Annotated in this window: 15 protein-coding genes; 10 read left to right on the top strand and 5 right to left on the bottom strand. The window is 66.7% G+C overall.

Going from position 1 to position 10,669, the window contains the following annotated elements; genetic code table 11:
* On the top strand, window positions 1-372 hold a 372-nt coding region (locus Q0579_RS13415), incomplete at its 5' end, for a transposase family protein (RefSeq protein ID WP_298813244.1).
* Window positions 373-395: 23 nt separating this feature from the next.
* Here Q0579_RS13415 and Q0579_RS18300 read toward each other — a convergent pair.
* From Q0579_RS18300 to Q0579_RS13430, 4 genes are all read right to left on the bottom strand, one after another.
* The gene (locus Q0579_RS18300; protein ID WP_366522288.1) at window positions 396-704 is read right to left on the bottom strand and encodes a lysozyme inhibitor LprI family protein; all 309 of its coding nucleotides are present in this window, start codon (window positions 702-704) and stop codon (window positions 396-398) included.
* Between the two features lie 350 nt (window positions 705-1,054).
* The gene (rpsI, locus tag Q0579_RS13420; protein ID WP_298813246.1) at window positions 1,055-1,603 is read right to left on the bottom strand and encodes a 30S ribosomal protein S9; all 549 of its coding nucleotides are present in this window, start codon (window positions 1,601-1,603) and stop codon (window positions 1,055-1,057) included.
* On the bottom strand, window positions 1,603-2,082 hold the full coding sequence (gene rplM, locus Q0579_RS13425) for a 50S ribosomal protein L13 (protein ID WP_298813248.1): 480 nt from the start codon (window positions 2,080-2,082) through the stop codon (window positions 1,603-1,605). Before rplM ends, rpsI begins: the two co-directional genes overlap by 1 nt.
* A gap of 140 nt (window positions 2,083-2,222) precedes the next feature.
* Entirely contained in the window at window positions 2,223-3,269 is a 1,047-nt protein-coding gene (locus tag Q0579_RS13430; protein WP_298813250.1) for a COX15/CtaA family protein, read from the bottom strand.
* Window positions 3,270-3,376: 107 nt separating this feature from the next.
* Between Q0579_RS13430 and Q0579_RS13435 the strand changes: the two genes are divergently transcribed.
* The 4 genes from Q0579_RS13435 to Q0579_RS13450 all read left to right on the top strand — a co-directional run bounded on the left by Q0579_RS13435 (window position 3,377) and on the right by Q0579_RS13450 (window position 6,702).
* Window positions 3,377-3,763, top strand: coding sequence for a MerC domain-containing protein (locus tag Q0579_RS13435; protein WP_298813252.1), 387 nt, complete (start codon window positions 3,377-3,379; stop codon window positions 3,761-3,763).
* A 60-nt stretch (window positions 3,764-3,823) separates the two neighbouring features.
* Window positions 3,824-4,297, top strand: coding sequence for a transcriptional repressor (locus tag Q0579_RS13440; RefSeq protein ID WP_298813306.1), 474 nt, complete (start codon window positions 3,824-3,826; stop codon window positions 4,295-4,297).
* Window positions 4,298-4,376: 79 nt separating this feature from the next.
* Window positions 4,377-6,296 (top strand): 1-deoxy-D-xylulose-5-phosphate synthase, encoded by a 1,920-nt coding sequence (gene dxs / locus Q0579_RS13445; protein ID WP_298813307.1) that lies wholly within the window; start codon window positions 4,377-4,379, stop codon window positions 6,294-6,296.
* Window positions 6,297-6,306: 10 nt separating this feature from the next.
* Complete coding sequence (locus tag Q0579_RS13450; RefSeq protein ID WP_298813254.1) at window positions 6,307-6,702, top strand: hypothetical protein; 396 nt, start codon at window positions 6,307-6,309, stop codon at window positions 6,700-6,702.
* On the opposite strand, the gene Q0579_RS13455 is transcribed toward Q0579_RS13450, so the two are convergent.
* Window positions 6,699-7,364, bottom strand: a complete 666-nt coding sequence (locus Q0579_RS13455) for an alpha/beta hydrolase (RefSeq protein WP_298813256.1) — start codon at window positions 7,362-7,364, stop codon at window positions 6,699-6,701. The genes Q0579_RS13450 and Q0579_RS13455 overlap by 4 nt on opposite strands.
* Window positions 7,365-7,569: 205 nt before the next feature.
* Here Q0579_RS13455 and Q0579_RS13460 point away from each other — a divergent pair, with 205 nt between their 5' ends.
* From Q0579_RS13460 to Q0579_RS13480, 5 genes are all read left to right on the top strand, one after another.
* Window positions 7,570-8,304, top strand: coding sequence for a TlyA family RNA methyltransferase (locus Q0579_RS13460; protein ID WP_298813258.1), 735 nt, complete (start codon window positions 7,570-7,572; stop codon window positions 8,302-8,304).
* A gap of 96 nt (window positions 8,305-8,400) precedes the next feature.
* The gene (locus tag Q0579_RS13465) at window positions 8,401-8,961 is read left to right on the top strand and encodes a TspO/MBR family protein (RefSeq protein ID WP_298813260.1); all 561 of its coding nucleotides are present in this window, start codon (window positions 8,401-8,403) and stop codon (window positions 8,959-8,961) included.
* A 21-nt stretch (window positions 8,962-8,982) separates the two neighbouring features.
* The gene (locus tag Q0579_RS13470; protein WP_298813262.1) at window positions 8,983-9,297 is read left to right on the top strand and encodes an accessory factor UbiK family protein; all 315 of its coding nucleotides are present in this window, start codon (window positions 8,983-8,985) and stop codon (window positions 9,295-9,297) included.
* 40 nt (window positions 9,298-9,337) lie between these two features.
* Window positions 9,338-9,856 carry a YbjN domain-containing protein gene (locus Q0579_RS13475; RefSeq protein ID WP_298813264.1) on the top strand — a complete coding sequence of 173 codons (519 nt, stop codon included), beginning with the start codon at window positions 9,338-9,340 and terminating at the stop codon, window positions 9,854-9,856.
* A gap of 10 nt (window positions 9,857-9,866) precedes the next feature.
* Window positions 9,867-10,667, top strand: a complete 801-nt coding sequence (locus Q0579_RS13480) for a pyrroline-5-carboxylate reductase dimerization domain-containing protein (protein ID WP_298813266.1) — start codon at window positions 9,867-9,869, stop codon at window positions 10,665-10,667.
* Window positions 10,668-10,669 lie beyond the last annotated feature (2 nt).

A 10,669-nucleotide genomic window follows, 5' to 3' on the forward strand; every position in this document is an offset into this window, starting at 1 on the left:
GACGCCATCATCGCCGTCAGAGGCGTGCCGCCGCTGATGATCGTCAGCGACAACGGCACCGAGCTGACCAGCCTGGCAATCCTGAGGTGGACGCAGGAACGCCCTGTCGAGTGGCACTACATCGCGCCCGGCAAGCCGCAGCAGAACGGCTATGTCGAGAGCTTCAACGGTCGCTTGCGCGACGAATGCCTCAACGAGACGCTGTTCGTGTCGCTTGGGCATGCCCGCTCGGTACTGCGGCTATGGCGCGACGACTACAACCACGTGCGACCGCATAGCGGAATAGGCGGGCTGACGCCCGCGGATGCTGCCAGGCGGGTTGTGCAACACCGCCCAGATGGGCACCATACCAACCCCGGACTCCAGTTATGACTGGTAGAGCTTTGGGGAGCACGTCAGATCATATAGGTTCGTAAGCGCGTTAAGCGTATTCTGCACCCAATCTCCATGCTCGTCCTGATTGTGCCATCCCCAAACTTTTCGAAAATCGCACTGCATTCAGAATTTCTGAACGACAGCCATGATCGTTGAGCTTGGATGAAACCTTTGGCTACACCTTCTTTGCGAGCTCGCTGAACCGCCACTTCGTAATAGCGGTTTAGGTCAGCATCTGCCTCACTGAAGCGGGCTGCGAGACAGGCGTTGACCTCTGGCGTTGTTGCACCAGGGCAAGGAGCAGGGTCAGGGTTGGCACTGACAATCATCACCAGCGCTAGAAGGGGCAGCAAAGGCGTTCTCCTGAAGCAATCGATCTTAGTGATAGATCATGAAACCAAGAGCGGGAGATCGCTTTCCCAATGATGCAAAATTCACGGATTTCGCATCAGGCCAAGAACGGCAATAATTTGACGGCTTTGGTGATGCAAAAGGCTGATGCACCTGAGATGCCGGTTCAATGGTCAGTTTTCGAGGGTATGCCTCCGAAGCGGAAGGTCCGCTTCCACCCAGAAGCGAACATCCCATTCTCCAAACCCGCTGTCTCGGTCAGCAGCAAAATCAAAAAGGGCGGCCCGTTGCCGGACCGCCCCCATGTACAACCGGGAAGGTTGAACTTTTAGCGCTTCGAGAACTGGAAGCTGCGGCGTGCCTTGGCGCGGCCGTACTTCTTGCGCTCGACGACGCGCGGGTCGCGCGTCAGGAAGCCTGCGGCCTTCACTGGCGAACGCAGCACCGGCTCGAACTTGGTCAGCGCCTGGCTGATGCCGTGCTTGACCGCGCCGGCCTGGCCCGACAGGCCGCCGCCCTTGACGGTGCAGACCACGTCATACTGACCTTCGCGCTCGGTGATGCCGAACACCTGGTTGATGACGAGGCGCAGCGTCGGACGCGCGAAATAGACTTCCTGATCGCGACCGTTGATCGTGATCTTGCCCGAACCCGGCTTCAGCCAGACGCGCGCGACCGCGTCCTTGCGACGACCGGTCGCGTAGGCGCGGCCGTATTTGTCGAGTTCCTGCACACGCAGCGGTGCACGCTGAACCGGCTCGTCGATCTGGCCGGCCATGTAAGCCTCGGCCTTGTCGTCCGCCGCGGTCTGCGCGGCGGCGCCCTGCTGCTGCAGCGCGGCGCCGAGATCGGAAAGGGACTGGCGATTGTCGGACATTATGCGCCCACCTTGTTCTTGCGGCTCATGCCGGCGATGTCGAGAACCTCGGGGTTCTGGGCTTCGTGCGGGTGCTCGGCGCCCTTGAAGATGCGCAGATGGCGCATCTGCTCGCGACCCAGCGGCCCGCGCGGGATCATGCGCTCGACGGCCTTCTCCAGCACGCGCTCGGGGAAGCGGCCTTCCAGCACCTTGGCCGCGGTCACGCCCTTGATGCCGCCCGCGTAACCGGTGTGCTTGTAATAGACCTTCTTCTCCGCCTTGTTCGACGTGAAGCGGATCTTGTCCGCGTTGATGACGATGACATTGTCACCGCAATCGACGTGGGGGGTGAAGCTGGTCTTGTGCTTGCCGCGCAGCACGTTGGCGATCACCACCGCCGCACGACCGACCACCAGGCCGTCTGCGTCGACGATGTGCCACTTCTTTTCCACCTCGTGCGGCTTGGCCGACTTGGTGGTCTTCATCAGCGCCTTCATGGGCCTAGTGACCTTTTATACCGAAAAGAAAAGCGACGCGGCAGGCGAACCCGCGCGTTGATGGCGCCCAATTGCCGTCGCACGCTGCCGAAGTCAAGATTTATGCCGCTTTGCTGACGGGTAATGTGATACCCGACTATTCAGATGGCTCCGTGCGACGTGCTGAGGCTGTGGGCGGCAACGACGCTGGCGATCAGCAGCAGTGCGGCATTCGCCTGATGCGATACCGCGACCACGATCTCCACGCCGCTCAGCAGCGTCGCGATGCCGAGCGCGATCTGCAGTGTGACAAGACCAGCGACGGCCGCCGCTGCGCGCGCGTGACCGGCCCGCCGCGCACGCCACGCGAGCCACAGCAACCCGGCCGCGACCGCGAAGGCGAGCCAGCGATGGATGAACTGGACCACGATCGGATTGTCGACGAGGTTCGAGGCGGCGGGCGCGAGCATCGGCACGCCGGCGGGAAACAGCGCGTCACCCATCAGGGGCCAGCTCGCAAAAGCGTACCCGGCGTCGAGCCCGGCGGTGAACGCCCCGTAGGTGATCTGCGCGACCAGCAGCAACAGCGCGGCGGCTGCTCCAAGCGTCAACGTGGCGGGACGGGCGAGCGGCGAGGAGGCAAGCGCACGCAGATCGCGCGCGGTCCACACGATCCCGGCAAGGATCGTCAGCGCGGTGACGAGGTGAACCGCCAGGCGCACGTGGCTGACGTCGGTTCGCTTTGACAAGCCCGAGGCGACCATCCACCAGCCGATCGCGCCCTGTAGTCCGCCGAGCGCCAGCAGCGCGGTGAGGCGCCAGCCATACCCCTTGGGTATACGACGGCGCACTGCGAACCAGATGAGCGGCAGCGCAAATGCGAGCCCGATCACGCGCCCCAAGACCCGGTGGAGATATTCCCAGAAAAAGATCGCCTTGAACCCGTCGAGCGTCATGCCGCGGTTGAGCTGCTGATATTCGGGGATGCGCTGATAATTGGCGAACTCGGCCTGCCACTGCGCGGTCGTGAGCGGGGGAATGATCCCGCTGATCGGCTTCCATTCGGTGATCGACAGCCCCGATTCGGTCAGCCGCGTGATGCCGCCGACGATAACCATCGCGACGATCAGCGCGGCGACTGCGTTGAGCCAGCGCGCGATCGCGAGCGGACGCGCGGTGGTGGAATAACCGGGAGTTGCCTGGAGCATGACGCCTTATACCGCGGATCGCATCAAGCGTCGATCAGGGGCAGGGTGGACAAAATGCCTCATGTGATATTGTATCTTGCGCCTGACGGGCCTAGATGGTCGGCGTGATGGCCGAACCGACCACCTCGACGGATGCCGCAGGGCGGCTCGATCGCTGGGCGATGTGGCTGTCGGCGGCATGTGTGGTGCATTGCGTCGCGACGACGATGATGGTGGCGTTGTTGTCGACGGCCGGAGGGCTGCTGGGCAATCCGGTGATCCACGAGGTCGGTTTGGTGCTCGCCATCCTGCTCGGCGCGGTCGCGTTCGGGCGCGGTGTGCTGGCGCATGGCCGCCCGTTGCCGCTGATCCTGGGGGGCATCGGTCTGGCGATGATGGCGGCCGCGGTGATCGTCCCGCACGGCGAGAATCACCTGAGCGAGAGTGCGCTGACCATCGCAGGGGTCGTGGTGCTCGCCGCCGGGCACGCGCTCAATCGTCACCGCCACGCATGAGGTGGTGAGCGGGCGGCGGCTCGCTTGCCGGGTGACGGTGCAGCCCTTATCTCGATCAACATGGCGGGGCACGATCATCACGAGCGCGGCGGCGAGGAACTGACCCGCGCGGCGCAGGCGCGACTGGAGCAATCGGGCGAGCAATGGACGCGCATGCGCGAAAGCGTGTTCACCGCGCTCGCCGGGTTCAGCCGACCCGCGTCGGCGTATGATATCGCGGAGGCGGTGTCGCTGGCGCAGGATCGCCGTGTCGCCGCCAACAGCGTGTATCGCATCCTCGACCTGTTCGTCGGCAACAACCTCGCTCGCAGAGTCGAGAGCGAGAACGCCTATGTCGCGAACACGCACCCCAATTGCCGCCACGACTGTATCTTCCTGGTGTGCGATGCGTGCGGCACCACCACCCATATCGACAATGACCGGATCACCGCGGCGGTGCGGTCGGCGGCGAGCGACGCGGGCTTCACGCCCGAGCGTCCGGTGATCGAGGTGCGCGGACGCTGCGCTGCCTGCTCGGCTGCTTCCAGCAACTGATCCGTCGCCCAGGCCGCCCGGTTTGGCTTGGTAGATCGTTGCAATCGACACGAGGATGAGCGTGGTATATCCGGCCACGATGGCCAATGTTCCCGCGACGCCGCTGCTCGATACCGTCCACACCCCCGCCGACCTTCGCAAGCTCACCCCAGAGCAACTGCCGCAATTGGCGGACGAACTGCGGCAGGAGACGATTTCGGCGGTCGGCACCACCGGCGGGCACCTTGGCTCGGGACTGGGCGTGGTCGAACTGACCACCGCGATCCATTACGTCTTCGATACCCCGCGCGATCGGTTGATCTGGGACGTCGGGCACCAATGCTATCCGCACAAGATCCTGACCGGCCGCCGCGACCGCATCCGCACGCTGCGTCAGGGCGGCGGGCTGTCGGGCTTCACCAAGCGTAGCGAGAGCGAGTACGACCCGTTCGGCGCGGCGCACTCGTCGACCTCGATCTCGGCCGCGCTCGGCTTCGCGATCGCCAACAAGCTGGCGGGCACGCCGGGCAAGGGCATCGCGGTGATCGGCGACGGCGCGATGAGCGCCGGCATGGCCTATGAGGCGATGAACAATGCCGAGGCCGCGGGCAACCGGCTGGTCGTCATCCTCAACGACAACGACATGTCGATCGCGCCGCCGGTCGGTGGGCTCTCGGCCTACCTGTCGCGCATGGTGTCGAGCCGCGAGTTCCTCTCGCTTCGTGATTTGATGAAGAAGGTCGCGCGCAAGCTGCCGCGCCCGTTCCACTCCGCCGCGCGCAAGACCGACGAGTTCGCCCGCGGGATGACGATGGGCGGCACCTTGTTCGAGGAGCTCGGCTTCTACTACGTCGGTCCGATCGACGGCCACAATCTCGAACACCTGATCCCGGTGCTGGAGAATGTCCGCGACGCGGAGGAAGGCCCGATCCTCGTCCACGTGGTGACCAAGAAGGGCAAGGGCTACGCCCCCGCCGAGGCCGCGGCCGACAAATACCACGGCGTGCAGAAGTTCGACGTCATCACCGGAACCCAGGCCAAGGCACCGCCGGGCCCGCCACAATATCAGAATGTGTTCGGCGAAGCGCTGACCCGCGAGGCCGCAACCGACCCGCGCATCTGCGCGATCACCGCGGCGATGCCGTCGGGCACCGGGCTCGACAAGTTCGCGCAGGCCTTTCCCGACCGCTTCTTCGACGTCGGCATCGCCGAGCAGCACGCCGTCACCTTCGCCGCCGGCCTCGCCGCGCAGGGAATGCGGCCGTTTGCTGCGATCTACTCGACCTTCCTCCAGCGCGCCTATGATCAGGTCGTCCACGACGTCGCGATCCAGAACCTGCCGGTCCGCTTCGCGATCGACCGTGCCGGCCTCGTCGGCGCGGACGGCGCGACCCATGCCGGCAGCTTCGACGTGACGTATCTCGCCACGCTGCCAAACTTCGTTGTCATGGCGGCGGCGGACGAGGCCGAGCTGGTCCACATGGTCCACACCTGCGTCGAGCATGACTCGGGACCGATCGCGGTGCGCTACCCGCGCGGCAACGGCGTCGGCGTCGCGCTGCCCGAAACGCCCGAGCTGCTCGAGATCGGCAAGGGTCGCGTGGTGCGCGAGGGCAAGAAGGTCGCGATCATGTCGCTCGGCACCCGCCTGGCCGAGGCGCAGCGCGCCGCCGACACGCTGGAGGCACGCGGGCTGTCGACCACGGTCGCCGACCTGCGCTTCGCCAAGCCGCTCGACGAGGCGCTGATCCGCCGCCTGCTCACCACCCACGAGGTCGCAGTGACGATCGAGGAGAATGCCGTCGGTGGTTTGGGCGCACACGTCCTGACGATGGCCTCGGACGAGGGGCTGACCGACGCCGGGCTCAAGATTCGCACCATGCGCCTGCCCGATCTATTCCAGGATCAGGACAAGCCCGAGGTGCAGTACGCGCAGGCCGGGCTCGACGCCTACGCGATCGTCGAAACGGTGCTGAAGGCGCTGCGCTATAACGAGGCTGGCCAGGCGGCGAGCGCCTGACCGCGCGCGCATGACGGGTTGGCAGAAGGTCGCGGCGCTGACCGCGCTCTACGTCGTCGGTCTGCTGTGGGTGAACTGGACCATGGTGCGGCGGGTTCGCAGCGCGCAGGCGGCACGCGCGGCCTGGACCGCGGCGGAGTTCGACGCGGTGTTCGCCGACTGCGCGCCGGGCGTCGCGCCCGCGGTGCGCGAAGCGATCGCGCCGCTCTACGGCGAGGGCATTGTGCCGCGACCCGAGGACACGCTCAGGCGCTTTCTCAAGCTCGACAATGGCGAGATCGAGGATCTGGCAATCGCCATAGTGCAACGGCTCGATCCAGCCGCGATGCGCGACACGCGCGTGATCCCCGCGCTGCCTGACGTTGCCGCGCTCACCCGCTACGTCGACGCGCAACTTCGGCGTTAACGAAGCGGCGGGCGATCGTCGCCGACGTGTGGCCGTGACAGAATCGCGCGCGCGTCACCCGGAGAGCGCGCCTCGCCGTACGGACCGCCAGCCGCGGCCAGCACGCGGTCGAGCAGTTCCAGCCCCTCGGGCCAGCACCCCAATCCGCTCGCCGCGTTGAGGTGGCCGTGCGGGCCGGTGTCGACGAAATGGCTGCCCCAATCGACCGCCAGGCTGTGCGCGCGGTCGCTGTCGATCCACGGATCGTCGGTTGACGACACCACGAGTGAGGGGAAGGGGAGCGGCTGCTTCGGCGCCGGCGCAAACGGCTTCAACTCGTCGGCGACGTGCGCGCGATCGACGTCTGCGGGCGCCACCAGCAACGCGCCGGCGACCGGCCAGCCATAAGGCTGCGGGCTCATCGCCGCCCACCACGCCACCGCAATGCAGCCGAGCGAGTGCGCCACCAGGATCACCGGCGCGCGCGCCGAGGAAATCGCCTGGTCGAGCTTGGTCGCCCAGGCGTTGCGATGCGGGCGATCCCACATGCCCAATTCCACCCGCGACGTGTCGGGCCGGCTCTTTTCCCACAGGCTCTGCCAATGCGCGGGGCCAGAGCCACCGAGCCCGGGGACCGTCAAGATCGTGGGCGTCACCGCCAGGTCGAACATCGCGCGTGCCATGCGTCACCTCCGAAAGGCGAGGCCGCGGCGCAGTCTAGGGGTCGGCACCACCGCGGCCTCGTTCATGAAGCTATTACCTACTAAGCCGATAGACAATCGTGCAGCGCAGCAATTGGCACCGGACGTGGTCGGCTTGCGGCGAGCCGTTGGCGGCACCAGACATGAAAACGCTGTCAGATTTTGAGACAGCGGGTAAGGCGCCTTGATGGCGAAGCAACGTGCCGATCAGATGCTGGTGGATCGTGGGCTGGCCGAGTCGCGCGCGCGTGCGCAGGCGCTGATCATGGCAGGGCTGGTGTTCGTCGGTGACCGCAAGGTCGACAAGCCGGGGCAGGCACTGGCGGAGGACGCCGTGCTCGACGTGCGCGGGCGCGATCACCCCTGGGTGTCGCGCGGCGGCGTGAAGCTAGCGCATGGGCTCGACCATTTCGGCTGGGACGTGACCGACGCGATCGCGATCGACGTGGGCTCGTCGACGGGCGGCTTCACTGACGTGCTGCTGACGCGCGGCGCGGCTCGCGTCTACGCGGTCGACAGCGGCAGCAACCAGCTTGCCTGGAAATTGCGTCAGGACCCGCGCGTCGTCGTTCACGAACAGACCAGCGCGCGCATCCTGACCGCGCAACACGTGCCCGAACTTATCGACCTGGTGGTGTGCGACGCCAGCTTCATCGGGCTCGCCAAGGTGCTCGACGTGCCGCTGGGTTTCGTCACGCCGGGCGGGCGCGCGCTCGCGCTGATCAAACCGCAGTTCGAGGCGGGGCGCGAGGAGGTGGGCAAGGGCGGGGTGGTGCGCGATCCCGTCGTTCATGCGCGTGTCTGCGCGCAGGTGGCGGATTGGTTTACCGCGCGCGGCTGGTCGGTTGTCGGCATCACCGAAAGCCCGATCACGGGCCCGAACGGCAACGTCGAGTTCCTGATCGCCGCCACGCTCGACTGATCGCCGCCGCGATCGGGCCGAGTCGGAACGTCCCGCAGCGATAGGGTGTTTACGCACGCGCAGCGATCGTGCACCGGCGACGTGACCGTGAAAGGGATGAAATTGGGTTCGATCGCGTCGAGGGGCCAGTTGCGGATGTCGTTCGTGCGCTGGGCCGCGTTCGTCGTCCCGCTGGTGCTGCTGCTCGGGTTCCTGTCGGGGCGCAGCGTCGCCTCCGGAAGTGAGAACGCCTGGTACGTCGCGCTCGCCAAACCCGGCTTCACGCCGCCCGGCTGGGTGTTCCCGGTCGCGTGGACGATCCTGTACGTCCTGATCGGCTTCGCGCTCGCCATCGCTTTGTCGGCGCGTGGCGCCGCGCTGCGGACCGCTGGGGTCGTGCTGTTCGCGGCGCAGTTCGCGCTCAATCTCGCCTGGACGCCGTTGTTCTTCGGCGCACACAAGGTCGGCGCGGCGTTGTTCGTGATCGTGTTGATCTTCGCCTTGTCGGTGGCAACCGCGTGGGTGTTCTCGCGCTTTCGGCCCACCGCCGCGGCGTTGATGATCCCTTATATCGCCTGGCTTGCCTTCGCGGGCGTGCTCAATTGGCAGATCGTTCGCATGAACCCGCATGCCGATACCATTGTGCCGGCGGGCGGAACGTCCCAAATGATCGGCTGAACGACAACGAGAGCGAGCGCGATGCAGACGGAAAACAAGATCTTTGGCGACGTGGCCAAGCTGCTGAACGGCGCCGCGGGAACGCTCGCCGGGGTTGGGCGCGAGGCCGAAGCGGGTGCGCGTGATCGGTTGCGCGAATGGGTCGGCGGGCTCGATTTCGTCAGCCGCGACGAGTTCGAGGCGGTAAAGGCGATGGCGGCGGCGGCGCGCGACGAGAATGACGTGCTGCGTGCCCGGCTCGACGCACTCGAGGCCGCCACCAAGGCGCCCGCAGCGCCAGCGACATCGTCCGTGACGACCGACGCGGGTGCGGCGCACCAGCCGCAGGGGCTCTGACGCTGCACAAGGCCCTTTCCCGCTGCGCGGGCGATGTGCGATGACGATGGCCATGCTCGACGAAGCCGACATGGAACCCGAACGCGAGGCGCCGCTCGAAATGCTCGAGTCGTACTTCCTCGCGCACGGCTGGTCGTGCGATCGCCACGACGAGGAGATCACCGCGACAATCAAGGGGAGCTGGACCGAGTACGAACTGCGCGCGCTGTTCCGCGAAGAGGACGGCGTGCTGCAATTCCTCGCCTTCCCCGACGTCAAGGTGACCGAGGATCGTCGCCCCGCGATCTGGGAAACGCTGGCGCTGGTCAACGAGCAGCTCTGGCTCGGTCATTTCGAGCTCTGGTCGTCGAGCGGCATCCTGCTCTACCGCAACGCGACGATGGTCGACTCGGTCGACGACGAACCCAGCCTGTCGCTCACCGCCGCCGAGCTGATGATCGAGACCGCGATCGACGAGTGCGAGCGTTTCTATCCCGTGTTCCAGTTCGTGCTGTGGGGCGGCAAGACCCCGGCCGAGGCGATCGCCGCGGCGATGGTCGAGACGCACGGCGAGGCCTGAGGGGCGGATCATGCGTTTGTGGATGATCGGCTGCGGCAACATGGCCGGCGCCATGCTGCGCCGCTGGGTCGCGAGCGGCGTGGTGTCGCCAGGCGACGTCCACGTCGTCAACCGGACCGACCGCGAGCTACCCGCGGGCGTCGTGCAGGAGCGCGACCTTCCAGCCACCGGGGCCCCCGACCTGGTCGTATTGGGCGTCAAGCCGCAGCAGCTCGACGAGGTCGCCGCGCGCCACGCCGCGCGCGTCGCCGCCGCGCCGGTGATCGTCTCCATGCTCGCCGGGGTCGATGCCGCCGCGCTGCGTAGTCGTTTTCCTGGTCCCGAGCCGATCGTCGTCATGCCCAATCTGCCGGTCGAGATCGGCCAGGGTGTGGTCGCGGTTCATGCCTCCCAAGCGAGCGAGGTGGCCCGCTCGCAGGTCGACGCGCTGATGGCGCCGCTCGGGCTTGTGCGCTGGTTCGACGATGCCGCCTCGTTCGAGGTCGCGGGTGCATTGTCGGGCACCGGTCCCGCATTCCTGTTCCGCTTCATCGATGCGCTCGCCGCGGCGGGCGTGGCCGGCGGAATGGACCACGGCGACGCTGCGGCGGTTGCGATGACCACGGTCGCGGGCGCCGCGCAGATGGCTGCGGCAAGCAAGCGGACGCCGGCGGCGCTCGCCGATGCGGTGGCGAGCCCCGGCGGCATGACGCGGCAGGGATTGAACGTGCTCGACGCCGACGCAGCGCTCAACCAATTGCTGACGCGCACGCTGGAAGCGGCGATCCGCCGCGGGCGCGAAATGGCCGAGGAACGACGCCGCCCGGTCTGAAC

Origin of the sequence: uncultured Sphingomonas sp. (assembly GCF_936927845.1) — a bacterium.
Taxonomy (GTDB): domain Bacteria; phylum Pseudomonadota; class Alphaproteobacteria; order Sphingomonadales; family Sphingomonadaceae; genus Sphingomonas.

Bases quoted from the DNA above. Each gene is read 5' to 3' on its own strand.
- Q0579_RS18300 (WP_366522288.1), bottom strand. From the start codon at position 704: ATGATTGTCAGTGCCAACCCTGACCCTGCTCCTTGCCCTGGTGCAACA.
- rpsI (WP_298813246.1), bottom strand. From the start codon at position 1,603: ATGTCCGACAATCGCCAGTCCCTTTCCGATCTCGGCGCCGCGCTGCAG.
- rplM (WP_298813248.1), bottom strand. From the start codon at position 2,082: ATGAAGGCGCTGATGAAGACCACCAAGTCGGCCAAGCCGCACGAGGTG.
- Q0579_RS13430 (WP_298813250.1), bottom strand. From the start codon at position 3,269: ATGCTCCAGGCAACTCCCGGTTATTCCACCACCGCGCGTCCGCTCGCG.
- Q0579_RS13435 (WP_298813252.1), top strand. From the start codon at position 3,377: ATGGCCGAACCGACCACCTCGACGGATGCCGCAGGGCGGCTCGATCGC.
- Q0579_RS13440 (WP_298813306.1), top strand. From the start codon at position 3,824: ATGGCGGGGCACGATCATCACGAGCGCGGCGGCGAGGAACTGACCCGC.
- dxs (WP_298813307.1), top strand. From the start codon at position 4,377: ATGGCCAATGTTCCCGCGACGCCGCTGCTCGATACCGTCCACACCCCC.
- Q0579_RS13450 (WP_298813254.1), top strand. From the start codon at position 6,307: ATGACGGGTTGGCAGAAGGTCGCGGCGCTGACCGCGCTCTACGTCGTC.
- Q0579_RS13455 (WP_298813256.1), bottom strand. From the start codon at position 7,364: ATGGCACGCGCGATGTTCGACCTGGCGGTGACGCCCACGATCTTGACG.
- Q0579_RS13460 (WP_298813258.1), top strand. From the start codon at position 7,570: ATGGCGAAGCAACGTGCCGATCAGATGCTGGTGGATCGTGGGCTGGCC.
- Q0579_RS13465 (WP_298813260.1), top strand. From the start codon at position 8,401: ATGAAATTGGGTTCGATCGCGTCGAGGGGCCAGTTGCGGATGTCGTTC.
- Q0579_RS13470 (WP_298813262.1), top strand. From the start codon at position 8,983: ATGCAGACGGAAAACAAGATCTTTGGCGACGTGGCCAAGCTGCTGAAC.
- Q0579_RS13475 (WP_298813264.1), top strand. From the start codon at position 9,338: ATGACGATGGCCATGCTCGACGAAGCCGACATGGAACCCGAACGCGAG.
- Q0579_RS13480 (WP_298813266.1), top strand. From the start codon at position 9,867: ATGCGTTTGTGGATGATCGGCTGCGGCAACATGGCCGGCGCCATGCTG.